The sequence below is a fragment of the Pseudomonas laurylsulfatiphila genome (assembly GCF_002934665.1).
Taxonomy (GTDB): Bacteria; Pseudomonadota; Gammaproteobacteria; order Pseudomonadales; family Pseudomonadaceae; genus Aquipseudomonas; species Aquipseudomonas laurylsulfatiphila.
On sequence record NZ_NIRS01000003.1, the window covers coordinates 742,761 to 767,116 of the forward strand.

General features: G+C 59.9%; 22 protein-coding genes. 10 read left to right on the forward strand and 12 right to left on the reverse strand.

What is annotated here, in order from left to right; translation table 11 throughout:
* The first annotated feature begins 57 nt into the window (after nucleotides 1–57).
* The 4 genes from CD175_RS13845 to CD175_RS13860 all read left to right on the forward strand — a co-directional run bounded on the left by CD175_RS13845 (nucleotide 58) and on the right by CD175_RS13860 (nucleotide 5,128).
* A complete protein-coding gene (locus tag CD175_RS13845; RefSeq protein WP_104449318.1) occupies nucleotides 58–2,526 on the forward strand; it encodes a fimbria/pilus outer membrane usher protein in 2,469 nt (822 codons plus the stop codon).
* 10 nt (nucleotides 2,527–2,536) lie between these two features.
* The gene (locus tag CD175_RS13850; RefSeq protein WP_104449319.1) at nucleotides 2,537–3,679 is read left to right on the forward strand and encodes a DUF1120 domain-containing protein; all 1,143 of its coding nucleotides are present in this window, start codon (nucleotides 2,537–2,539) and stop codon (nucleotides 3,677–3,679) included.
* Between the two features lie 83 nt (nucleotides 3,680–3,762).
* Nucleotides 3,763–4,386, forward strand: a complete 624-nt coding sequence (locus CD175_RS13855) for a DUF1120 domain-containing protein (protein WP_104449320.1) — start codon at nucleotides 3,763–3,765, stop codon at nucleotides 4,384–4,386.
* Nucleotides 4,387–4,477: 91 nt separating this feature from the next.
* Entirely contained in the window at nucleotides 4,478–5,128 is a 651-nt protein-coding gene (locus CD175_RS13860) for a DUF1120 domain-containing protein (RefSeq protein WP_104449321.1), read from the forward strand.
* Between the two features lie 9 nt (nucleotides 5,129–5,137).
* Here the strand turns inward: CD175_RS13860 and CD175_RS13865 are convergent, their stop codons facing one another.
* The 6 genes from CD175_RS13865 to CD175_RS13895 all read right to left on the reverse strand — a co-directional run bounded on the left by CD175_RS13865 (nucleotide 5,138) and on the right by CD175_RS13895 (nucleotide 11,486).
* Complete coding sequence (locus CD175_RS13865; RefSeq protein ID WP_104449322.1) at nucleotides 5,138–6,442, reverse strand: CynX/NimT family MFS transporter; 1,305 nt, start codon at nucleotides 6,440–6,442, stop codon at nucleotides 5,138–5,140.
* Nucleotides 6,432–7,091: a FadR/GntR family transcriptional regulator gene (locus CD175_RS13870; protein ID WP_007972687.1), complete on the reverse strand. Its 660-nt coding sequence runs from the start codon at nucleotides 7,089–7,091 to the stop codon at nucleotides 6,432–6,434. The genes CD175_RS13865 and CD175_RS13870 overlap by 11 nt, the downstream gene beginning before the upstream one ends.
* 233 nt (nucleotides 7,092–7,324) lie before the next feature.
* Nucleotides 7,325–8,089: an amino acid ABC transporter ATP-binding protein gene (locus CD175_RS13880; RefSeq protein WP_104449323.1), complete on the reverse strand. Its 765-nt coding sequence runs from the start codon at nucleotides 8,087–8,089 to the stop codon at nucleotides 7,325–7,327.
* Between the two features lie 10 nt (nucleotides 8,090–8,099).
* A complete protein-coding gene (locus CD175_RS13885) occupies nucleotides 8,100–9,197 on the reverse strand; it encodes an amino acid ABC transporter permease (protein WP_104449324.1) in 1,098 nt (365 codons plus the stop codon).
* 10 nt (nucleotides 9,198–9,207) lie between these two features.
* Entirely contained in the window at nucleotides 9,208–10,389 is a 1,182-nt protein-coding gene (locus CD175_RS13890) for an amino acid ABC transporter permease (protein ID WP_104449325.1), read from the reverse strand.
* Nucleotides 10,390–10,454: 65 nt separating this feature from the next.
* On the reverse strand, nucleotides 10,455–11,486 hold the full coding sequence (locus CD175_RS13895; protein ID WP_104449326.1) for an amino acid ABC transporter substrate-binding protein: 1,032 nt from the start codon (nucleotides 11,484–11,486) through the stop codon (nucleotides 10,455–10,457).
* 468 nt (nucleotides 11,487–11,954) lie between these two features.
* Between CD175_RS13895 and CD175_RS13900 the strand changes: the two genes are divergently transcribed.
* The 5 genes from CD175_RS13900 (at nucleotide 11,955) to CD175_RS13920 (ending at nucleotide 17,273) form a co-directional block, all read left to right on the forward strand.
* Nucleotides 11,955–12,611 carry an alpha/beta hydrolase gene (locus CD175_RS13900; protein ID WP_104449327.1) on the forward strand — a complete coding sequence of 219 codons (657 nt, stop codon included), beginning with the start codon at nucleotides 11,955–11,957 and terminating at the stop codon, nucleotides 12,609–12,611.
* Nucleotides 12,612–12,721: 110 nt separating this feature from the next.
* Nucleotides 12,722–14,212, forward strand: coding sequence for an ATP-dependent RNA helicase RhlB (rhlB, locus tag CD175_RS13905; RefSeq protein WP_104449328.1), 1,491 nt, complete (start codon nucleotides 12,722–12,724; stop codon nucleotides 14,210–14,212).
* 123 nt (nucleotides 14,213–14,335) lie between these two features.
* Nucleotides 14,336–15,280 (forward strand): ornithine cyclodeaminase family protein, encoded by a 945-nt coding sequence (locus CD175_RS13910; protein ID WP_104449329.1) that lies wholly within the window; start codon nucleotides 14,336–14,338, stop codon nucleotides 15,278–15,280.
* Between the two features lie 133 nt (nucleotides 15,281–15,413).
* Complete coding sequence (locus CD175_RS13915) at nucleotides 15,414–16,541, forward strand: NAD(P)/FAD-dependent oxidoreductase (protein WP_104449330.1); 1,128 nt, start codon at nucleotides 15,414–15,416, stop codon at nucleotides 16,539–16,541.
* Nucleotides 16,542–16,631: 90 nt separating this feature from the next.
* A complete protein-coding gene (locus CD175_RS13920) occupies nucleotides 16,632–17,273 on the forward strand; it encodes a helix-turn-helix transcriptional regulator (protein WP_104449331.1) in 642 nt (213 codons plus the stop codon).
* A 134-nt stretch (nucleotides 17,274–17,407) separates the two neighbouring features.
* On the opposite strand, the gene CD175_RS13925 is transcribed toward CD175_RS13920, so the two are convergent.
* From CD175_RS13925 to CD175_RS13950, 6 genes are all read right to left on the reverse strand, one after another.
* Nucleotides 17,408–18,184 carry an ABC transporter substrate-binding protein gene (locus CD175_RS13925; RefSeq protein ID WP_104449332.1) on the reverse strand — a complete coding sequence of 259 codons (777 nt, stop codon included), beginning with the start codon at nucleotides 18,182–18,184 and terminating at the stop codon, nucleotides 17,408–17,410.
* A 306-nt stretch (nucleotides 18,185–18,490) separates the two neighbouring features.
* Nucleotides 18,491–18,943 carry a molybdopterin synthase catalytic subunit MoaE gene (gene moaE, locus CD175_RS13930; RefSeq protein ID WP_015096731.1) on the reverse strand — a complete coding sequence of 151 codons (453 nt, stop codon included), beginning with the start codon at nucleotides 18,941–18,943 and terminating at the stop codon, nucleotides 18,491–18,493.
* A gap of 3 nt (nucleotides 18,944–18,946) precedes the next feature.
* Nucleotides 18,947–19,189: a molybdopterin converting factor subunit 1 gene (gene moaD / locus CD175_RS13935; RefSeq protein ID WP_075945584.1), complete on the reverse strand. Its 243-nt coding sequence runs from the start codon at nucleotides 19,187–19,189 to the stop codon at nucleotides 18,947–18,949.
* Complete coding sequence (gene moaC, locus CD175_RS13940) at nucleotides 19,186–19,659, reverse strand: cyclic pyranopterin monophosphate synthase MoaC (RefSeq protein WP_007972660.1); 474 nt, start codon at nucleotides 19,657–19,659, stop codon at nucleotides 19,186–19,188. Before moaC ends, moaD begins: the two co-directional genes overlap by 4 nt.
* A gap of 247 nt (nucleotides 19,660–19,906) precedes the next feature.
* Nucleotides 19,907–21,301: a PhoH family protein gene (locus CD175_RS13945; RefSeq protein ID WP_007972659.1), complete on the reverse strand. Its 1,395-nt coding sequence runs from the start codon at nucleotides 21,299–21,301 to the stop codon at nucleotides 19,907–19,909.
* A gap of 335 nt (nucleotides 21,302–21,636) precedes the next feature.
* A complete protein-coding gene (locus CD175_RS13950) occupies nucleotides 21,637–22,761 on the reverse strand; it encodes a polysaccharide deacetylase family protein (RefSeq protein ID WP_104449333.1) in 1,125 nt (374 codons plus the stop codon).
* A 269-nt stretch (nucleotides 22,762–23,030) separates the two neighbouring features.
* Between CD175_RS13950 and yaaA the strand changes: the two genes are divergently transcribed.
* Nucleotides 23,031–23,810, forward strand: coding sequence for a peroxide stress protein YaaA (yaaA, locus tag CD175_RS13960; RefSeq protein WP_104449335.1), 780 nt, complete (start codon nucleotides 23,031–23,033; stop codon nucleotides 23,808–23,810).
* The last annotated feature ends 546 nt before the right edge of the window (nucleotides 23,811–24,356 follow it).

The window sequence follows — 24,356 nt, forward strand, 5'->3', positions numbered from 1 at the left end:
CGTGTCTGAAGCCAGAGCAAAACAGGCGAGCACGCCGACCTCACCCAAGCGAACCCAATGAACACAGCATTAATTTACCGTGATGGCGAAGCCGTGCCCGCCATTCAAGCCGCTGCTCGCCCTCGTCTGTTACGGCGGCCGGCCCCGCTGGCGCTGCTGCTGACCAATGCGTTGATGGTACTCAACGCCCAGGGAAATGTTTCCTTGCCTACTTCGTTCGACAAAAACACGTTGCTGCTGCGAGGGATTGACCCAGCGCTGGCCACGTCGCTGATGCAAGCGCCGCGATTCACGGCTGGAAAGCACCCGGTCACCCTCACGGTCAATGGCCAGCGCCATGGTCGGGTAGACGTCAGATTCAACCGCGAGGGAGCGTTGTGCTTCGATCGCACCCTGCTTGATGCGGCCAGTCTGAATGTGCCCAGTCGGCTGCTGGGCGACAGCCAGTGCCACGATTTTCTCGGCACCTCGCCGCAGACCGTCATCGAACAGGATCCGGCGAACCTTGCCATGGCATTGATCGTGCCCACCGACGCAATACGTCCCACTGCCCGGGATTTTTCCGGCTATCGAACCGGCGGCTTCGCCGGCATGCTCAATTACGACATCACCGGTCTGCACAGCCGTTTTGGCGATCGATCGAGTCGCTACGCAGCGGCCAACACCGAACTCGGTTTCAACGCCGGGGACTGGATCGTGCGCAGTCGCCAGGTGCAGAGCTGGCAGGACGACCGTTCTCGAACGACTCATATCGCCGCGTATGCCCAGCGCACGTTCGTCAGCCAGGAAGCCGTGCTGCAAGCGGGTCAGATCAACCTCTATAACCCGGTCCTCGCCGGCGCGCAGATCACCGGGGTGCAGATACTCAATGAGCACGCCTTGCAGGTGGAAGGACAAAACGCCGTCATCGAAGGCATTGCCCACAGCCAGGCGCAGGTCGAGATTCGGCAGAACGGTTCGCTGATTCATTCGACGGTGGTTCCCGCCGGCCCGTTTGCCTTGAACAACGTGCGCCGCCTCAACAGCCGCTCCGATGTGCACGTCACGGTCAGGGAAGCCGATGGCAGCGAGCGCAGCTTTACCATTTCCGCGGCAACGCTCGGCATCGACTTGCCGGCGCCCGGTTATTCGCTAGCGGCTGGCCAGGTCCGCAGTACAGGCGCCGAACAGGGCGATGATCCCTGGGTGATCAGTGGCGGCTGGAGCGCTGCAATCGCTCCGCAAGCACTGTTCAGCGCAGGCCTGACTGGCGCGGCCGACTACCGCGCGGCAGGCGTCGGTGTAGGTCTGCTGCCCTCGCCCGGCACCCAGGTTCAAGCCACACTGACAGCTGCTGACGCCACTGGCAGCAAAGTCAGTCAGGGACTTCAAGCCGACCTTAACGTCACCCACCGCTTGAGCGATCAATGGGCGCTCAATGGAGGAAGCGCCTACCGAACCTTTGGTTACCGTCAGCTGGAAGATGCGGTGTTCGACCGCACCTCCGACTTCAGTCAATCCCGTTACCGCGACCAACAAAGCGCCAGCCTCTCCTGGTCGCATCCCTGGCTAGGCGTTTTCAGTGGTGGTTTGAGCCGGTCAAGCACGTTTGACGGCCAAAGCAGCAGCCGTGCCATCGCCTCCTGGGGCACCCGCGTTGCTAGCGTGTCGGTGTCGACGACCGCCGAATGGCAGATCAGCGGTATGAACCGCGCAGACAACAGTGTCTACCTGAATCTAAGCATCCCTTTGGGGGAGAACCGCCGGGCGAGTACCTGGGTGCGCAGTTCAGCTGGCGAATCCCGCAGCGGCGTGGGCTTGAGTGAGCAGATCGGCGATCAACTGGCGTATCGGGTCGGCGTCGAACGGGACACGCGCGACAGGCAGGTGCAGTCCACCGCCGGTGTTTCGCTGCTGCCGCGCTACACCCAACTGGACCTGAATTACACCCGCGCCGATGCCGAGCGCTCCAGCTATCAGGCCAGCGCCCGAGGCGGTGCCGTGCTGCACGGTGGTGGCCTGACGCTGTCGCCTTACCCGGTGAGCGACACCTTTGCGCTGCTCTCGGTCGGTGACATGGGCGCCATCAAGGTGACGACGCCCAGCGGCCCGGTCTGGACCGACTGGCAAGGTCAGGCAGTGATCCCGCAAGTGGCGGCTTACGGCCGCAGCAAGGTGGAAGTCGACCCCAAAAGCCTGCCTCGCAACGTCGACATCCACAACGGGTTGGCGATGATTACTGCCGGTCGCGGTGCCGTCGACAGCGTCGAGTTCGGCATCAGCCTCACCCGTCGGGCATTGCTCAAGGTCACCACCGCCAACGGCGCGCCCTTGCCGCGCGGCGCCGCGGTGAACACCGCGGATGGCGAATTCATCACCCTGGTGCAGGACGGCGGCCTGGTGTTCCTGCCCAACGCCCTTGACTCCCGCACGTTGCGGGTCACCGCGCCGGGGTTGGAACGCTGCGAACTGAGCTTCGAATTGCCCCAGGACGTCGACCCCCAGGCGTACTACGAAACCGCCCCCGCCAAGTGCCGAGCCCTATGAGGAGAACTTCATGAATCTATCCGGTTATTGGCTGCCGACCCTCGCGTCCCTGGCAGTGAGCGGATTCACCTCGCTCGCCTCGGCGTCCGCTGACGACTGCCAATTCAACCTGAGCCAGCCCTTGCTCGATTACGGAATGATGAACCGGGCGCTTCGCCCTGATTCGGCACCGGAGCGAAACCTGGGCCAGCGTCAGCTGAGTCTGAGCCTGAACTGCTCACATCCCACCGACATGAGCCTGTTTTATCGGGCCCTGGCCGCGACTGCCGAACGTTTTCACTTTGCTGAACGCGGCAGCTATCAGATCCGTATTCGCGAAGCGGTGCTGGATGGTCAATCGGTAGCGATCGGGTTGATTGCCGGAGTCGGTCAATCGCCCGCAGAAACGGCGTCGAGTCTGATCTGGCGACCGGCGCACGGGATCGTTCCCGTACTCGCTGGCATGCCATTACAGGGCCGTCAATTCTCGGCGCAGCTTGAGCTGACCGCGTGGGTTCAAGAGCGCGGGCTGCAAGTGCGCGACGCGGTCACCTGGCAGGCCTCCGGTGTATTTGATGCAGTGGCTATCGGGCACACCCCGGAGATTACTTTGCGTGCCCGTTTCGCTCCGGCGGCTTGTGAGCCGACGCTGTCCGACGGTGGCGTGGTCGACTTCGGCACGCTGTCCAGAAACGACCTGAACACTGACACAAGCACTCGCCTGCCGCCCAAGTCCCTGACATTGAGTGTCAACTGCGATGCGCCCACCGCATTCGCCCTGACCATGCACGACAACCGCTCAGGCTCGGCGACGGTCAGCAGCGAAAGTGCCTACGGTCTGGGCACCGACTACCGCAACAACAAGATCGGCCTGTATTCAGTGAGCGTCGAACCGACCGGCGCCAGGGCCGACAGTTTTGCCAGGCTCTTTCAAACCCACTCCACTAGCGGTGGCGTGGCCTGGAATACGTCCAGCATCAACGCGCGCTCAATCGGAACAACCAGTTACTTGGGCTTTACCGACACCGTCGGCACTAGCTCGGGCCCGATCCCGATCCAGAACCTCAGCACCACCTTGACCGTCGACGCCGTCATTACGCCGACCAGCAGCCTGGACTTGAGCGGCGCCATCGACCTCGATGGCGCGGGGACGATCGAGATTATCTATTTGTAACACCCAACCCAATCCTGCTGGAAACGGGGCGAAACAGGCCTCTCGGACTAGCCAGGAAAACAACCACAGAAGTGAGTAAGAAAATGAAAAAGTACTTTGCAGCACTTTCAACCACCGCACTGATCTGCGTCGCACCGCATGCCCTTGCGGCGTCGAATACTCCCCTGACAGTCACAGGCAGCATCACGCCGGCCGCGTGTGATATCAACTTGAGTAGTGGGGGGATTGTCGACATCGGCACGAGATCGGTGAATGACCTTCATCCCACTAACAACACCTTGCTGAATTCAACAAAGATGCAACTGACCATGACGTGTAGTGAATCGATGCTTTTCATGCTGAACCCAATCGATCTCAGGCCAGGTACTGCAGCAGGAATCGGCGATTACTTTGGAGTGGGATTGACCCCTGCCAATGAAAAACTCGGCTTCTTTGATATAACGATCAACGACTCCACGGCAGATACAACCCAAGTACAGGCGATTGGCTCTTCTGATGGCGGGGCAACCTGGGTCAAACAAGACCGCATCATGAAAGACAAACAGTCATCGGTTGCCGCTATGAGTGATCACTCCACGCGGATTGAAGTCAAGGATCTCACCATGGACCTGGAAATCAACACCTACATTGCCGGTACCGACTCCTTGACCATAGACAGCGAAATCCCTATCGACGGCCTCGCAACGATTGAGGTTTGGTACAAGTAAAGTCATGACGCTGAACCGCTCGCAGCGTCAGCGAACGTGAGCGGTTCAGCGCCTGCAAGGACAACCCACTCAAATGAATGAGCATCCATGGATGAAAAATCACTTCGCAGCACTCTCGCTCACCGGGTTGATTGGCCTGGCGCCTCATGCCCTAGCCGCGTCGGCCGATAAATTGACCGTCAAAGGCCTCATCACCCCACTGGCCTGCACACCCAGCCTGTCCAACAGCGGCCTCGTGGAATTCGGAAAAATCCCCCGGCGGGATCTGAATGTCGATAAGCGCACGCGGCTGCGTGACCAGACACTCGACTTCAGCATCCAGTGCTCGGCCCCCGGCCGCTTCGCCCTGCGAATGCGTGACGACCGCGAGGGCTCGGCCATCGTCAACAGTCAGATTTATTACGGTCTGAACTACGACGGCAGCGGCAACAAAATCGGCTTGTACTCATTGAATTTCAATCCTGAAAATACGGTCGTGGACGACCTGTCGCAGGTCTTTCGCACCGATTCGACCACCGGTGGCGTAGCCTGGAGTACATCGAACAACCGCCCCATACCCATTGCTGCCAGGAGCTACCTGGGCTTCACCGACAGAGCAGGAAGCAACGCCGGCCCGATCGCCATCCGCCATCTGACAAGCCGGGTCATCGTCGAAACCGTTATCGCGCCAACCTCCGAGCTGGACCTGAGCACCGATGTACAAATCGATGGCTCGGCGACGCTGGAGATTGTCTACCTGTAGCGCCGTACCTCAGACTTTCTCGCTTTGTACCTGAACGTACAGCGAACGGCCGGCACCGAGACCGGCGATGATCGCGCCCAGGCCGATGACGCCGAAGATCCAGCCCACCGCCGTCCAGCCACCGGTCCAGTCATGCACGATGCCGACCGCGAACGGCCCCATGGACGCCAGGGTGTAACCAAAACCCTGGGCCATGCTCGACAGGTTCGCCGCGACGTGGGAGTCCCGCGAGCGCAGCACGATCAGGGTCAAGGCCAGGCTGAACGTGGCGCCCTGCCCCAGCCCCAGCACGATCGCCCAGCCCCACAAACCTTCGATCGGCGCATACAGACAACCGAACAGACCGCCGAGGGTCAGGGCCATCACGATCACGATCGCCAGGCGCTGGTCCTTGCCGCGAGTCGCCAGCCAGGGTGCCGCGAGGGAGCTGATCAGTTGCACGATCACCGAACCCGACAGCACCAGCCCGGCCTGGGTCGGGGTCAGACCGCGACCGATCAGGATCGACGGCAACCAGCCGAACACGATGTAGGCCAGGGACGATTGCAGGCCCATGTACAAGGTCACCTGCCAGGCCAGCGGATCGCGCAGCAAGCCTCGAACGCGGTAGGCAACATTGTGCGCGCCGTGTTTCTGGCTGACTTGCGGCAGCCAGAACAGCGCTGCCGCCAATGCCGGAATAACCCAGAAGCCGAGACCCAGCGCCCAGCTGTTGTCGAAGTGCTCACTCAGCGGCACGGTCGCACCCGCCGCCATCGCCGCGCCCAGGCACAGCGCCATGGTGTAGACACCGGTCATGGTCCCGGCCTGTTTCGGGAAATCGCGCTTGACGATGCCTGGCAGCAACACACCGATCACGCCGATGCTGGCACCGGCCAGCACACTGCCTGCAAACAGGCCGATCCCACCGAATGAACTGCGCAGGATGATCCCGCCAGCCAGGGTCAGAAGAATGCCCAGCACCACCCGCTCAGCCCCAAACCGTCTGGCCAGCAGTGGTGCCAGCGGCGCAAACAGGCCAAGGCAAAGCACCGGCAACGTGGTCAGCAATCCTGCCGTAGACGCCGACAAGCCGAGGGACTTCGAGACCTCGCTGAGCATCGGCGCCATGCTCGACAGCGCCGGGCGCAGGTTCAGCGCCACCAGAATCAGGCCCAGCAGCAACAACCACGGCCGGCGCAGAACCGGGTGGGTTTGCTGAACCTGTTCGTCATCAGCCTCGGCGTCGATCAGCAGCTCTTCCAGCTCTGCCGAGCGTTTTGCGGCTGTGGATAAATCACTGCGCGGTATCGACTTCTCGGTTTCAAGGTTCATTGATCAACTGCCTCGACAAGGATTTGGCCCGCTCCGGATCGCGTTGTTCGACGGCATCGAGCAATTCGATATGCAGGTCGAACACTTCCTGGCGGCGCGGGACGATGCTCAGGGTCTGGCGCAACTGCGCGCCGACGATGCTGGAGAAATAGCGATACAACTCGCTGAGGGTCGGGTTGTGCGCGGCGTCCACCAGACGGCGGTGAAACACCAGATCGCAGGCGATGTAGGTGTCGAGATCGCCATGGTAGTGACTGCCGCTGACACCCAGCGCCTCGCGCAATGCCACCAGGTCTTCATCGGTGCGGCGCATGGCTGCCAGGCCGATGGCCTCGACCTCAAGGATGTGCCGGGTTTCCCGGGCCTGCTCGAGGGAGCAACGGGACAGCGCCTTCAGGGTATCGAGCGGATCGACCACCGCCCGCAGGTAACTGCCGTCGCCCTGACGGATTTCGATCAACCCGGAAAACGCCAACACGCGCATGGCTTCGCGCACAGTGTTGCGGCTGATGCCCAGTTCCGCCGACAACTCGGGCTCGGTGGGCAAACGCTGGCCAACGACCCAGATGCCCTGGTTGATACGCTGGCGCAGTTGGTCCAGGGCCTGATCGACCAGGGATCGTTTTACCAATGGAGAGATTTCTGACATGGAATTCGCCCTCTCATCCAATCATAGGATGAATTTTCTGACATGTTAGTCAGCTTAAGCCCCCCACACAACCCCTGTAGGAGCCGCCGAAGACTGCGATCTTTTGACCTTGTCTTTAAAAAACAAAATCAAAAGATCGCAGCCTGCGGCAGCTCCTACAGGGGGGGCGGTGAAGTCGCGGGCAAAAATAAACCCGGAACTCGGTCCGGGTTTATTTCAGTGCCTGGGTTCGATCAATGCAGGATCTGGCTCAGGAACAGCTTGGTGCGCTCGTTCTGAGGGTGATCGAAGAAGTCGTTCGGCGCGGCCTGTTCGACGATTTCGCCCTTGTCCATGAAGATCACGCGGTTGGCCACGGTGCGGGCGAAGCCCATTTCGTGGGTCACGCAGAGCATGGTCATGCCGTCTTCGGCCAGGCCGATCATGGTGTCCAGTACCTCTTTCACCATCTCCGGGTCGAGGGCCGACGTCGGCTCGTCGAACAGCATGATTTTCGGCTTCATGCATAGCGCGCGGGCGATCGCCACACGCTGTTGCTGTCCGCCGGACAACTGCCCCGGATACTTGTGCGCCTGCTCCGGAATGCGTACGCGTTCCAGGTAGTGCATGGCGATTTCCTCGGCCTTGCGCTTGGGCATCTTGCGCACCCACATCGGCGCCAGCGTGCAGTTCTGCAGGATGGTCAGGTGCGGGAACAGGTTGAAATGCTGGAACACCATGCCGACTTCGCGGCGGATCGCTTCGATCTGCTTGAGGTCGTTGGTCAGTTCCACGCCATCGACCACGATGCGGCCCTGCTGGTGTTCTTCCAGGCGGTTGAGACAGCGGATGGTGGTGGATTTGCCGGAACCCGACGGACCGCACAACACGATACGCTCGCCCTGCTTGACGTTGAGGTTGATGTCTTTCAGCACGTGGAACTGGCCGTACCACTTGTTCACGCCCTGCATCTGAATAATGCCTTCAGGGCTCACAGGCTTTTTATTTGCTTCGCTCATAAAAGAACTCCTAACGCTTGTGGCCTGTGTCGAGCTTGCGTTCCAGATGCATGGAATAGCGCGACATACCAAAACAGAAAATCCAGAACACCAGGGCAGCGAACACATAGCCTTCGGTGGCCATGCCCAGCCACTTCGGATCGGCGGCGGCTTGCTTGACGCTGTTGAGCAGGTCGAACAGGCCGATGATGATCACAAGGCTAGTGTCCTTGAACAGCGCGATGAAGGTGTTGACGATGCCGGGGATCACCAGTTTCAGGGCTTGCGGCAGAATCACCAGGCCCATGCTGCGCCAGTAGCCCAGCCCCATCGCTGCAGCCGCTTCGTACTGCCCCTTGGGAATCGCTTGCAGGCCACCGCGCACCACCTCGGCCACGTAGGCCGACTGGAACAGGATCACGCCGATCAGGGCCCGCAGCAGCTTGTCGAAGTTCATGCCTTCAGGCAGGAACAGCGGCAGCATCACCGAGGACATGAACAGCACCGTGATCAACGGCACGCCGCGCCAGAACTCGATGAAGGTCACGCAGACCACCCGAATCGCCGGCATGTTCGAACGACGCCCCAAGGCCAGGACAATCCCCAGCGGCAGCGCGCCGGCGATGCCGACAGTAGCGATCACCAGGGTCAGCATCAGGCCGCCCCACTGGCTGGTCGCGACCTGGGTCAGGCCGAAGATGCCGCCGTGCAACAGGAAGTAGGCAATGATCGGGTACAACACCAGGAAGCTCAGGCCATACACCGCTTTACGATGAAAGCGCGAGATGAACAACGGTGCCACGCCAACAATCGCCAGCCACACCGTCAGGTCCACGCGCCAGCGCAGTTCCGGCGGGTAGTAGCCGTACATGAATTGGCCGAAGCGCTGCTGGATGAACACCCAGCAGGCGCCCTCCTTGGTGCAGTCGGCGCGGGTCGTGCCCACCCAGTTGGCGTCGAGGATGGCCCACTGCAGGATCGGCGGCACCACCAGGTAGATGAGGTAGAACGCAAACAGGGTCAGCAGGGTATTGAGCCAGCTGGAGAACATGTTCGCGCGCATCCACGCCACCACACCGATACTGCTGCTCGGTGGGGGCATGTCAGGTTTGAAAGTATGAGTGCTCATGCGCTTTTCCTTACCGCTCGATCAGCGCAATGCGCTTGTTGTACCAGTTCATCAGCAGGGAAATGCTGATACTGATCGCCAGGTACACGCTCATGGTGATCGCAATCACCTCGATCGCCTGGCCGGTCTGGTTGAGCACGGTCCCGGCGAACAGCGAGACCATTTCCGGATAACCGATACCGGCCGCCAGCGAGGAGTTCTTCGCCAGGTTCAGGTATTGGCTGGTCAGCGGTGGAATGATCACGCGCAGGGCTTGCGGGATGATCACCTTGCGCAGGGTCGGACCGTTGCGCAGGCCGAGGGAATGCGCCGCTTCGGTCTGGCCATGGCTGACCGACTTGATGCCCGAGCGCACGATCTCGGCAATGAACGCCGCGGTGTACACGGTCAGGGCCAGTGTCAGCGCCAGCAGTTCGGGGATCAGCACCCAGCCACCGACGAAGTTGAAGCCTTGCAGCTTCGGCATTTCCCAGTGCAGCGGCGCGCCGAAGATCAGTGCGCACAAGGCCGGGATCACCAGGAACAGTGCCAGGCCGGTCCAGAACTTGTGGAACGGCACGCCAGTTTCTTCGAAGCGCTTGGTGGCCCAACGACTCATCAGCACGATGGCGACGATGGCGACTACAACGCTGACCACAAACGGCCAGAAACCGTCCGCCATCAACGCCGCCGGCATGTTCAGGCCACGACTGCTGACAAAGAAGGTGTCGCCGAAATTGTGACTGTTGCGCGGCCCCGGCATGGTCAGGAACACCGCGAAGTACCAGAACAGGATTTGCAGCAGCGGCGGAATGTTGCGGAAAACTTCCACATACACCGTCGCCAGCTTGGCGATGATCCAGTTCTTCGACAGCCGCGCCACACCCACGATGAAACCCAGGATCGTCGCCAGGATTACGCCGATGAAAGTCACCAGCAGCGTGTTGAGCAGGCCGATGACAAACACCCGGGCGTATGTGTCCGCTTCGGTGTAGTCGATCAGGTGTTGAGCGATGCCGAAACCGGCACTGCGCTCCAGAAAGTCGAAACCGGAGGTAATGCCCCGGTGCTGCAGGTTGGTCTGGGTGTTATCGAACAGATACCAGCCCAGCGAGACCACCCCGATAATCGTGATGATCTGAAATACCCACGCACGCACTCGTGGATCGCTGAGGCTGAGCCTCTGCTTAGGTGCGCCGATTGAATTTTGCATGAAGTGCCCCGGAAATAATGGAACAGAACATCACCCGGTGGTTGGCCCACCGGGTGATAGAACCATCAGCGCACTGGTGGTGCGTATTGAATGCCGCCAGCGTTCCACAGAGCGTTCAGCCCGCGGTCGATTTCCAGCGGAGTGCTCTTGCCGAGGTTTTTCTCGAACACTTCGCCGTAGTTACCCACTTGCTTGACGATTTGCACGACCCAGTCTTTCTTCACTTTCAGGTCTTTGCCGTATTCACCGTCGGTACCCAGCAGACGGGCAACGTCAGGGTTCTTGGTGCCCTTGGCTTCGGCTTCGACGTTCTTCGATGTGATGCCGGCTTCTTCAGCGTTGAGCATGGCGTAGCCAGTCCAGCGCACGATGGCCAGCCACTCGTCGTCGCCATTACGCACGACAGGGCCCAGAGGTTCCTTGGAAATGGTTTCCGGCAGAACCACGTAGTCCTTCGGCGCAGCCAGCTTACTGCGCTGGGCGAACAGCTGGGATTTGTCGGAGGTCAGTACGTCGCAACGACCGGATTCCAGCGACTTGGCGCTTTCGTCGGAGGTGTCGAAGGTGATCGGGGTGTATTTCAGGCCGTTGCCGCGGAAGTAGTCGGAAACGTTCAGTTCGGTAGTGGTACCGGCCTGGATGCAGATGGTTGCACCGTCCAGCTCTTTAGCGCTTTTCACGCCCAGCTTGTTGTTTACCAGGAAGCCGATGCCGTCGTAGTAGGTGATGAAGCCCGGGAATTTCAGGCCCATGCCCGCGTCACGGGAACTGGTCATGGTGGTGTTGCGCGACAGAATGTCGATTTCGCCGGACTGCAGCGCGGTGAAGCGCTCCTTGGCGTTCAACTGGCTGAACTTGACCTTGGTCGCGTCGCCGAAGACAGCCGCCGCCACTGCACGGCAGTAGTCAGCATCGATACCGACGATCTTGCCGGTGGAATCCGGAACCGAGAAGCCTGGCAGGCCATCGCTGACGCCACACTGCACGAAACCTTTCTTCATCACTGCATCCAGGGTTGCACCCGCCTGGGCAAACCCGCTGACACCGAGTACCGCGGCTGCAGTCACGATAGCCAGGGTGGATTTCAACATCTTCATTCAAACCTCCAGTTTTGCTCTTGTTGTGTCGGAGCGTGAGTCCTGTCGCACCCTTTTGAGGCGTAGTCGACCCGTGTTGGCTTGTTTTTGGGTCAACCGACGTAAGACGTTAGCTATGAGTCTAGTAGGAGAAAATCCACGTCATGGAAAACTCGCTCTCACCAGTCGGCCGAACGGGCTGTAGCCCTTTCACGTTCGCGAAGCCCCGTAGCGGCCTTTGGCGAACATCCATCACCGGATTCTTTTCAATCCCACTAACAACCTTGGCCTGATAGTGTTACCGACAGGCGTAGGATTTTTCATACAGAGTTCGCCATAGCAAAGCCCGTACCAGACCGCTCGCCGAAGCGGTTCAGCTGCAGGTCAATAGCAAAACTTGTAACCTTGCGACATCTTCGTAACTGATCAACCAGACACGCACTCAGCCCTCGCACTCAATGAGAGCGCACGCACATTTTTGGAGCACCCATGACCAACCCCTTGATTCTTGAACCCGTCAAGACCGCAGACGCCTGCGTTATCTGGCTGCACGGCCTGGGTGCCGATCGCTACGACTTCCTGCCAGTGGCCGAAGCCCTGCAGGAATCCCTGTTGAGCACCCGCTTTGTTTTGCCCCAGGCGCCGAGCCGTGCCGTCACCATCAACGGCGGATACGAGATGCCGAGCTGGTACGACATATTGGCCATGAGCCCCGCGCGCGCGATCAACCGCGAGCAACTGGAAGAGTCTGCCAACTGGATCATCGAACTGATCGAATCGCAGAAGGCCAGCGGAATAGACGCCTCGCGTATTTTTCTGGCCGGTTTTTCCCAAGGCGGTGCCGTGGTGTTCCACACCGCGTTTCTGAAGTGGCAGGGACCACTGGGAGGCGTCGTTGCCCTTTCTACTTATGCACCGACCTTCAGCGACGAACTGGAACTGTCCGCCAGCCAGCAGCGCATTCCGGTACTGTCGATGCACGGCCAATACGACGATGTAGTGCAGAACTCGATGGGACGCAGCGCCTACGAGCACTTGAAGCATCGTGGTGTCACCGTGACATGGCAGGAATACCCAATGGGCCACGAAGTGTTACCCGAGGAAATTCGCGACATCGGCACCTGGCTCTCCGAGCGCTTGCGTTAACCCTTCAGGTTCCTTTCTTTGTTTAAAAGGCCCCTTTGATCCATCCCACTACGCCGCGCCCGATTCTTGCATTACACTGGCCGGCGTACATTCCTTAACCAATTGATGAGATGACCGTGCTCAAAGCACTCAAGAAAATGTTCGGTAAAAGCGAGACTGAGCAACTCGCGCCAGTCCCCAGCGCTCCGTCTCACGCTCCCAGCCACCGCACCGACGGTAATCAGTCTGAACGGGCCGCAACCACCGCGGCACCCAAGCATGAGCCGAAGCCCGCACCCGCTGCCCAGCCGGTGGCGATAGCAGCCCCGGAACAGCCGCTCAGCGAAACACCGAAACCCGCCAAACCGCGCCGCGAACCCAAGCCCAAGGCGCCGGTCATCCCATGGAAACTCGAAGATTTCGTTGTCGAGCCCCAGGAAGGCAAAACCCGTTTCCACGACTTCAAGCTGGCCCCTGAACTGATGCACGCCATCCAGGACCTGGGCTTCCCGTATTGCACGCCGATCCAGGCACAGGTGCTGGGCTTCACCCTCGCCGGCAAAGATGCCATCGGCCGCGCCCAGACCGGTACCGGCAAAACCGCTGCGTTCCTGATCTCGATCATCACCCAGTTGCTGCAAACCCCGCCGCCGAAAGAGCGCTACATGGGTGAGCCACGGGCGCTGATCATCGCGCCGACCCGCGAACTGGTGGTACAGATCGCCAAGGACGCCGCCGACCTGACCAAGTACACCGGCCTCAACGTCATGACCTTCGTCGGTGGCATGGACTTCGACAAGCAGCTCAAGCACCTCGAAGCCCGCCACTGCGACATTCTGGTGGCCACGCCGGGCCGCCTGCTGGACTTCAACCAACGCGGCGACGTGCATCTGGACATGGTCGAAGTGATGGTGCTGGACGAAGCCGACCGTATGCTCGACATGGGCTTCATCCCGCAAGTGCGCCAGATCATTCGCCAGACGCCGCCGAAGGCCGAGCGCCAGACGCTGCTGTTCTCCGCGACCTTCACCGAAGACGTGATGAACCTGGCCAAGCAATGGACCACCGACCCTGCCATCGTCGAAATCGAAGTCACCAACGTGGCCAACGAAAACGTCGAGCAGCACATCTACGCCGTGGCCGCTGCCGACAAATACAAACTGCTCTACAACCTGGTCAACGACAATGGCTGGGAGCGCGTGATCGTGTTCGCCAACCGCAAGGATGAAGTGCGGCGCATCGAAGAACGCCTGGTGCGCGACGGCATCAACGCCGCGCAACTGTCCGGCGACGTGCCGCAGCACAAGCGCATCAAGACCCTCGAAGGCTTCCGCGAAGGCAAGATCCGCGTCCTGGTCGCCACCGACGTGGCCGGTCGCGGCATCCACATCGACGGCATCAGCCACGTGATCAACTTCACCCTGCCGGAAGTGCCGGACGACTACGTGCACCGCATCGGACGGACCGGTCGCGCTGGCGCCGACGGTGTGTCCATCAGCTTTGCCGGTGAAGACGACTCCTACCAGTTACCGTCCATCGAGGAAAAACTGGGGCGCAAGATCAGCTGTGAAACACCACCGACGCATCTGTTGCGGGCGGTTGAGCGCAAGCGTCCACACTAAACGACGCTGAAAAGACAAGCGCAGCCGGAAACGGACTGCGCTTTTTTTTCGCCCGGATATTGTGAGATACAACTAAAAGTCCATAATGGACAAATTAGTTTACTTTCAGACCCGGAGCCGACCATGTCCAATACGCCCCAAGTGATCAACCAACACCAGGCTCGCGAGTTGCTAGTGCAGGTCGACGTGCCGCAGATCCTGCGCAAAATGTTCCGTGACCTGGCGGCCGGGCAAGCTGTGCAACCGGCACAACAACTGGTGGAATTTCCCCAGGGCGCCGGCGACTTCATCAACTACCTGGGGGTGTTGGCCGAAGACGGCGTGTACGGCATCAAGACTTCGCCGTACATCGTCCGTGAGCAGGGACCCTTGGTGACCGCGTGGACTGTGCTGATGTCGATGCAGACCGGCCAGCCACTGTTGCTGTGCGACGCGGGTGAACTGACCACCGCGCGCACCGCCGCGACCACCGCCGTGGCGGTCGATGCCCTCGCGCCGCTGACTGCCAATCGCCTGGCCATCATCGGCAGCGGCAAAGTGGCCCAGGCACACCTGCATTACGTGAAAGGCCTGCGCGACTGGCAGAGCATCAGCCTGTACGCGCCGAACCTGAGCGAGGATGCTCAAACCGTGAGCCTGCTGAAAAACATCGAGCCACGCCTGAACATCGTCGAGAGTCGCGAAGCTGCCGTGCAGGACGCCGACGTGATCATGCTCTGCACCTCATCCGCCGGTCCGGTGATCGATCCGTCGAGCTTGCGCAAACCGGCGCTGATCACCTCCATCAGCACCAACGCCCCGCGTGCCCACGAAGTGCCGCCGCAAAGCCTCAATGACATGCAGGTGTTCTGCGACTATCGCCTGACCACCCCGGGCGCGGCCGGTGAAATGCTCATCGCCGGCGAACAACATGGCTGGAACAAGAGCGCGATTGTCGGCGACCTGCCGGACCTGCTCAGCGATAAAGTCCAGCGTCCCGGTTACGATCGACATGTGTTTTTCCGCTCCATCGGCCTGGGCCTGGAAGACATTGCGCTGGCCAATGCGATCTACCGCTTGCAGCCTTAACCTCACAAACCTGTAGGAGCTGGCTTGCCAGCGATACAGACGCCGCGGTCCATCAGATAAACCGCGGTGATGCTATCGCCGGCAAGCCGGCTCCTACAGGGACTAGCCATTTGTGCTCTTTCAGGAGACGTTCATGAGCCAGGCAGATTTCATCATCATCGGCGGCGGTATCGCCGGCGCTTCCACCGGTTTCTGGCTGTCGCAGCATGGCCGTGTGATCGTGCTCGAACGCGAATCCCATCCGGCCTACCATTCCACCGGACGTTCGGCGGCGCTGTACACCGCCGCCTACGGCACCCCGCAAGTTCGCGCACTGACCCTGGCGAGCCGGGACTTTTTCGACAATCCGCCCAGCGGTTTCTGCGAACACCCGCTGCTGACGCCACGCGGTGAAATGACCGTGGATTTCACCGGCGACCCGGAAGAACTGAACAGGCAATACCAGAGCGCGAAAGCCACGGTGCCGGAGATGCAATTGCTCAGCACCGACGAGGCCTGCGCGCTCGTACCTATCCTGCGCCGGGAAAAAGTCCACGGCGCGATCTACGACCCGACCGCCACCGACATCGACACCGATGCCCTGCATCAGGGATACCTGCGCGGCATCCGCCGCAACCGGGGCGAAGTCCACACCGACGCCGAAGTCGTCAGCCTGAGCCGCGATGACCAGGGTACATGGCACGTCCAGACCGGCACTCAGACCTTCAGCGCCCCGGTCATCATCAACGCCGCCGGCGCCTGGGCCGACAAGATCGGCGAACTGGCCGGCGCCAGGCCCCTGGGCCTGCAACCGAAACGCCGCGCCGCGTTCATCTTCGCCGGCCCGGAGGGCGTGGACATCCATCATTGGCCAATGCTGGTCAGCCTCGACGAATCCTTCTACATGAAACCCGACGCCGGGATGTTCCTCGGTTCGCCGGCCAACGCCGACCCGGTGGAACCCCATGACGTACAGCCTGAAGAGCTGGACATCGCCATGGGCATCTACCAGATCGAAGAAGCCACGACCCTGACCATTCGCCGCCCGACCCGAACCTGGGCCGGCTTGCGCAGCTTCGTCAGCGACGGCGATTTGCTGTCCGGTTTCGATCCACAGGTGCCAGGGCTGTTCTGGGTCGCGGCACAAGGCGGGTATGGCATCCAGACCTCGCCGGCCATGGGCCAGGCCAGCGCCGCACTGGTGCGCGGTGCAGCGTTGCCCGAGCCGCTCGGCCGTTTCGGCCTGAATGCCGACATGCTCTCCCCTGCCCGCCTCGGCTGAGCTTGATCCTCAGGTGACGTGCCCCCACGATTACGGCACACTTTCAGCGCCCCTTTGATGGGGCGCTGACGCTGCCTGGAGTTCCACTGTATGAACGCCCCCGAAAAAGACTCGGCCCTGGACGACACGTCCCTGGATAACTTCCACGCCATCGCCGACGCCATCGCCACGTTGTTTTTCCCCCACGCCGAAGTGGTGCTGCACGACCTGCGCACACAAAAGGTCGACTACATCGCCAACAACCTGTCCAAGCGGGAAATCGGCGACGACTCGGCGCTGGAAGACATGCTCAGCGACGATGTCAGCGAACGAAACATCGGGCCGTATGAAAAGCTCAATTGGGATGGCCAGAAGATTCGCAGCCTCAGCACGGTACTTCGCAACAGCGAAGGTCATCCGCTGGCGGTGCTGTGCATCAACCTGAATATTTCTCTGTTCGAGAATGCCAAGGCCGCTTTGGACCTGTTCCTGTCGCCGACCAAGCTGATCCCGCAACCGGATGCACTGTTCCGCGATGACTGGCAGGAGCGGATCAACACCTTCCTCCACGCCTGGCTGCGCGAACGTCAGTTGAGCCTGAACCTGCTGACCCGCGACCACAAACGCGAGCTGGTGCTGGCGTTGCACGCCGAAGGCGCGTTCAAGGGCAAAAGCGCATCGAACTACGTGGCCAATGTGCTGAACATGGGCCGGGCGACGGTGTACAAGCATTTGAAGGAATTGAAGGGCTGAGCCCTGAGAGACGTATTACCTGACAGGCCCCCTTCGCGAGCAGGCTCGCTCCCACAAGGGTTCTGCGCCGAACACAAAATCTGTGTTTGAGGGAGATCCAATGTGGGAGCGAGCCTGCTCGCGAAAGCGATTGATCAGTCGCCGTAGATATCCGACTTGAAATACTTCTCGGAAATCTTCTGGTACTCACCATTGGCACGAATGCCATCAATGGCCGTGTTCAACTCGCTGACCAACTCGGTGTTGCCCTTGCGCACGGCAATCCCCGCACCCTCGCCCACATACTTCGGATCTTTCAGCTCCGGCCCGACAAAGGCATAACCCTTGCCTCGCGGCATCGACAGGAAGTCATTGAGTGGAATGGTGTCGGCAAAAATCGCGTCGAGGCGACCGGCCGCCAGGTCCATGTAGATTTCTTCGTTGTTGCTGTAGCGCTTGACGTTGATGCCCTTGGGCTCGAACACCTCGGTGGCGTAACGGTCGGTGGTGGTGGCGCGCTGCACGCCGACGGTCTTGCCCTTGAGGCTGGCGTACTGGTCATCCACCATCGCGCCGTCCTTCATCACCAGGCGCGACGAAGTGAAATAGTACTTGTGGGTGAAGTCCACCGACTTCTTGCGGTCTTCATTGATGGTCATGGACGACAGCGCCATGTCGATTTTCTTCACCTTCAGGGAAGGAATCAGACCGTCGAACTCGCCTTCGACCCACACACACTTGACCTTCATCTGCGCGCACAGCGCGTTGCCGATGTCGTAGTCGAAACCGACGATCTCGCCTTTATCGGATTTCGAGGCGAACGGCGGATACGCCGCTTCGATACCGATGCGCAGGGTTTTCTCGGCGGCGAACACAGAACTGCACGCCAACAGGCTCAGGGCCAGACCGGTGATGAGGGGGAACTTCTTCATGTTCGTTTTCTCGCGGTTGTTGTTGGTTTGGCAAGACAGAAGAAAAAGCTGAAACGGGGTGGAAACCTTTTTTGTACTTATAATTCCATCTTGGACTTTTATGTATTGGTCGTCAATCAGGCAAATGCAGCCCGTGCCGGCCGATGGTCGGGTGGTGAATCCAGGAGTGATTGGTTGAATCGAAAGGCCTCATCGCGAGCAAGCTCGCTCCCACAGTTTCTGTGTCGTACACAAAAACTGTATTCACTGAAGATCATTGTGGGAGCGGGCTTGCCCGCGATGACTGACTTGAGAACGCCGCAGAAACTACTGCTTCCAGCGATCCGCCGCCGCATGGTCACTGTCACGCCCCTCGACCCACCGCGGCCCGTCGCTGGTGTTTTCCTTCTTCCAGAACGGCGCGCGGGTTTTCAGGTAATCCATGACAAAGGCGCAGGCGTCGAATGCCGCTTGGCGATGAGCGCTGGCCGCGCCGACGAAGACAATCGGCTCACCCGGTTCCAGGGCGCCGATGCGGTGCAGCACTTCCAGCTTGAGCAGTGGCCAGCGCTGCTCGGCCTCGATGGCGATCTTGCCCAGGGCCTTTTCGGTCATGCCGGGATAGTGTTCGAGGAACATCCCGGCGACGTCCAGGCCGTCATTGAAGTCGCGCACATAGCCGACAAAACTCACCACCGCACCCACACCGACATTGGCGTCGTGCATGGCGTTGACCTCGGCGCCCGGATCGAACGGCGTGGACTGCACGCGAATGGCCATGGTTCAGCCTCCGGTCACAGTCGGAAAGAATGCCACTTCATCGCCCTCGCTGACCGGCTCGTCGAGCTGGCAGAGGTCTTCATTGCGGGCGCACATCAGGTTCTGCTCGCTCAAGACCTCGGCACCGTCACGCTGGGCCAACAGCGCGCGGACATCGTCGACGGTGGCGAAGTTGCCTTCAACCTTCACCGAGTCCAGCCCCAGCGCTTCACGATAACGGGCGAAAAACTTCACGGTCACGTTCATGGCTGCTCCGCCTGGAAATGTCCGCTCTTGCCGCCGACCTTCTCCAGCAGGCGCACGCTTTCGATGGTCATGCCGCGATCCACGGCCTTGCACATGTCGTAGATGGTCAGCGCGGCGACGCTGGCAGCGGTCAGGGCTTCCATCTCGACGCCGGTCTGCCCGGACAGCTTGCAGCGCGCCACGATGCGCACCGAATCGTCGCCTTCGGCACTGAGCTCGACCTTGACGCCAGTCAGCATCAGCGGATGGCACAGGGGAATCAGATCGCTGGTTTTCTTCGCCGCCTGGATGCCGGCAATGCGCGCCACGGCAAACACATCACCCTTGGGGTGGCCGCCGCTGACGATCATCTGCAGGGTCTCGGGCAGCATGCGCACCAGCGCTTGGGCCGTCGCCTCACGGAACGTCACGGCTTTTTCAGTGACGTCGACCATGTTGGCGCGGCCTTGGGAATCGAGATGAGTCAGCACGGGATTACTCCTGATCAGGAGCGTCGATTGTAAACCTGTGGGTCAATTTTTCGCACGCACGATTATCGGTCCACACATCCCCCTGTAGGAGCGAGCCTGCTCGCGAAAAACGCAAGGACAACGCGGTCATTCAGGCAACACGCATTATCGTTCACGTCCATCGCGAGCAGGCTCGCTCCTACAGGGTTTATGTGTCGGGCATGAAAAACCGGGCGGCTTTTGAGGCCGCCCGGTTTCGATGAAGCGATTACAAATGCGATTCGGCGTATTCGGCCAGGATCGAACGTGGAACCCCTTGCAGGGTGATGTGCACCCCGTTCGGGAAGTCCTTGAAGCGTTCAGTGAGGTAGGTCAGCCCGGAGCTGGTCGCGGACAGGTAAGGGGTGTCGATCTGTGCCAGGTTGCCCAGGCACACCACTTTGGAACCGGCGCCGGCACGGGTGATGATGGTTTTCATCTGGTGCGGCGTGAGGTTCTGGCATTCGTCGATCAGGATCAGGCTCTGCTGGAAGCTGCGGCCCCGGATGTAGTTGAGGGATTTGAACTGCAACGGCACTTTGCTGAGGATGTAGTCGACGCTGCCATGGGTGCTTTCGTCATCCATGTGCAAGGCTTCGAGGTTGTCGGTGATGGCGCCCAGCCACGGCTCCATTTTTTCCGCCTCGGTGCCGGGCAGGAAGCCGATTTCCTGGTCCAGGCCCTGCACGCTGCGGGTGGCGATGATGCGGCGATAACGTTTGCTGACCATGGTCTGCTCGATCGCAGCAGCCAGCGCCAGGATGGTTTTACCCGAACCCGCGGCACCCGACAGGTTGACCAGGTGGATGTCCGGATCGAGCAAGGCGTACAACGCCAGGCTCTGATAGATATCACGCGGTTTCAGGCCCCAGGCCTCCTGGTGCAGCAGCGGTTCCTGGTGCAGGTCGAGGATCAGCAAGCGGTCCTCTTCGATCTCCTTGATCCAGCCGACAAAGCCCTGTTCATCAATGATGAATTCATTGATGTGCACGGCCGGCAGGTTGTCGATCAACTGCACCTGATGCCAGGTGCGGCCGTGGTCCTGACGGGTTTCGACCTTGCTCACGCGGTCCCAGAAAGAGCCGGTCATGTTGTGGTAGCCATTGGGCAGCAAGGACACGTCATCGACCAGTTGGTCGGTGCTGTAGTCCTCGGCCGCGATCCCGCAGGCGCGCGCCTTCAGGCGCATGTTGATGTCTTTGGTGACCAGCACCACGGGCTTCTTCGGGTCCCGTGTGTGCAGATCGATCAGTTGATTGATGATTTTGTTGTCATTCAGGTGCTCGGGCAGAATCAGGTTCGGCTCGGCATGCTTGCTCATCAGAATTGACAGCAAACCCTTGGGCCCGCTTTTGCCACGCTGGATCGGCACACCCTGCTCGACGTCCTCGGGTGAGGCATCGCCCAGGGTCTTGTCGATCAGGCGGATGGCCTGGCGGCATTCGGCGGCAACGCTGTGATGCCCGCTCTTGAGCTTGTCGAGCTCTTCAAGCACGGTCATCGGGATCGCGACGTGGTGTTCTTCGAAGTTGAGCAGGGCGTTTGGATCGTGAATCAATACGTTGGTATCGAGTACATAAAGGATTGGCTGGTTGGAAGAAGAGCTACGTCCGTGATCATCCATACTCGGTCACCTTTGTGGGAGCCATTCGACGCAATACCCTGACGGTGCTGCGCCTCGAAGTGACTGCCGAATACACCTGCGGGGACTCAAGTGTTTTGCCTGCATAGCGGGGTCTTGGGAGACGCCACCTGTGTTGCAGGTTTCGGCGGTCTGTCTTCGTAATACTCCAAAACGTGTGACAAAAAAAATACTTTGACGCTTTTTTGAAGTTTATTTTTCAGAGTGACCAATAACACTTGGCGGACTGCCATCACCCGTTTACAGTCGGAAGTCAACCTGCAACGAATCCCCCTGCAAGATCGCCAAAAACCCAATGTTTACTGGGTCTGGTCGTTTCAGCGAAACGCATCCTGGCAATCCTCCCAACCGATCCCGACCGGCGCCGTTTGCGTGACCAGCCAGGGCAACGCCGTTTTCACCCCATCCTGCTTCACATTGAAATTGATGACCCCGTGCCGCCACAGCAGCATCAGGGTCAGCACCCGTTGCGCACTCGGGTTGCCCTTGAGTTTGCTGGCGCCATCCTGGGCGTCGATGTCCCACAGCGCTACCTGCAATCCCTGAGCCTTGAAGAAACCTTCGGCATCGGAACGGCGCTGGCCATCGGGCGGACGGAACAGTGGCACGAAGTTCTCCGGCAGCTTGCTTTTGACCAGTTCGGCGCTGCGGCGCACCGAGTCCTGCCAGCCCTGCCAGTGACTGTGGGAGCGAAATTCCCAGCCTTGCACGCCGATGCACTGGGTCGAGTAGGTCGCTTGCAGGTGACTCACCGATTGCTCGGCCAAACGGGCCTGGATGTCCTTGCCGAGGACGAAGAACGTCCCGCTGATGTTCGACTTGCGCAGGTACTCGGTGACCCAGGCGGTGTTGTCCGGCGCGGCGTTGGCTGCACTGTCGAAGGTCAGCAGAAACAGCCGGTCGTGCATCCCGTCGCCGGAGCGCTCATAGTCGCCAAAATGATCGACTTCACTGCTGGTTTGCGGGAACAGGGCGGCCTTGCGCAATTGTTCGTCCAGGTACTGGGTGTGGAACACACGACTCGGTTCGGCCCACTTGATGTAGTAGCTGTCTGCACTGACCTGGAACTTGGCAGCTTGTTCGCGCAAGGTGGGCATGTCTTCGACCAGAAAACAGAACGACGCATCCTGGTCGCAACTCTGTTGGGCGTAGTTGTAGTTGGCCAGCAGCCGTTGCCACAGATGCTGGCGAACCCGGTTGACCGACTCCAGGTTGATCGTACGCAAGCCCAGGCGCTGGGCCAGGGCGGGTTCATCCAGCGATTCGCTGGCCAACAGCACACTGGAAAACATGAGGATCTCGGCCCTCGACGCCACGTCGAACAGCGTTGGACTGACGAGTTTTTCTGGCCAGGTGCTGCGATCAAGCGTCGCCACATCGCCTGGTGCCGCGAGGGCGCCGAAGCTCAGTAGCCAGATCGAGATGAGAAAAGCGATACGCAATGGGATGTCTCCATAACAAAACCCGCGCGGCACTATAGCTGATCGCGGCCCTCATTCCCGCAGCAACCCCAATCTCCTGTGGGAGCGAGCTTGCTCGCGATGACGGTGCATCAGCCAACATCTTTTCCGAATGTCAGACCGCTATCGCGAGCAAGCTCGCTCCCACAGGGTTTGGTGCAAGGCCACCGGCCATCACCTATTACCCCGATAGCTGGAGTCAAGGCCGACAACCCCCTAGAATCGCGGCCACGATTAAAGGAGACGACTTCATGCTGATGGTGATTTCACCCGCCAAGACCCTCGACTATGAAACACCGCCGGCCACCCAGCGTTTCACTCAGCCGCAGTACCTCGACCACTCCCAGGAGCTGATCCTGCAGTTGCGCGAGTTGTCCCCGGCACAGATCAGCGAATTGATGCACGTTTCCGACAAGATCGGCGGGCTCAACGCCGCGCGTTTCGGCAGTTGGACGCCCGCGTTCACCCCGGAAAACGCCAAGCAGGCGCTGCTGGCCTTCAAGGGCGATGTGTACACCGGCCTGAATGCACAAACCTTCAGCGAAGCCGATTTCGACTATGCCCAGCAGCATCTGCGCATGTTGTCCGGCCTGTACGGCCTGCTGCGCCCACTAGACCTGATGCAACCCTATCGCCTGGAAATGGGCACCAGACTGGCCAACGCCCGGGGCAAGGACCTGTATGCCTTCTGGGGTACACGCATCAGCGAATGGCTGAACGAAGCCCTGGTCGATCAAGGCGATGACGTGCTGCTCAACCTGGCGTCCAACGAGTACTTCTCGGCGGTCAAGCGCAGCGCCTTGAACGCACGCATCATCAATACCGAATTCAAGGACCTGAAGAACGGCCAGTACAAGATCATCAGCTTCTACGCAAAAAAGGCCCGGGGCATGATGAGCCGCTTCGTCATCGAAGAGCGCATCAATGATCCGGCGACCCTCAAGCAATTCGACGTTCAAGGCTATCGCTACAGCGATGAACAGTCCAAACCGGACAACCTGGTGTTTCTGCGCGATCACGCACCAGAGTGATGCAGCCGGTCGGCGCACGAGCGAACACCCCCTCATGCGCCGACCTTTGATCGTCCGACAATTCCCCCTCCTGATCGCCAGCCTATTGGCGTCAAAAAACCATCGATCGTTTTCCTAACTTTAGTTTCACTCGACTTCAATCATTTTTTTGCGTAGTGGCACTGACTTTTTTTAACAGTAGTGGCAAAAAACTATCCGCCCCAATTATCCGCCTATATATAAAGGGCCAAACGGCAAGTGCTATCAATTTGAGAGCAGTGCCATCTTTCTCAATATTTCAAGAAATTTCAGATTTCACGATGAGCGGACCGGAACTATGTCCAAACGCGCCGTTCATACCACCGGTAACGATTCTCGCCGAGCTTGTACGAGATAACTTACGCAGATAAGCGATTCTTGTAGCGAAGTTGTAATACTAACTTGCGCTGACTAATCACTGATTTGAACAATAGCAAGCGGACAGGAGATAACGCGGTATGACTATCCCCTACATGGCCACGGCAGCGCCCCTATAAACGTGCTCACCCGAGCACCCAACCGCTTGAT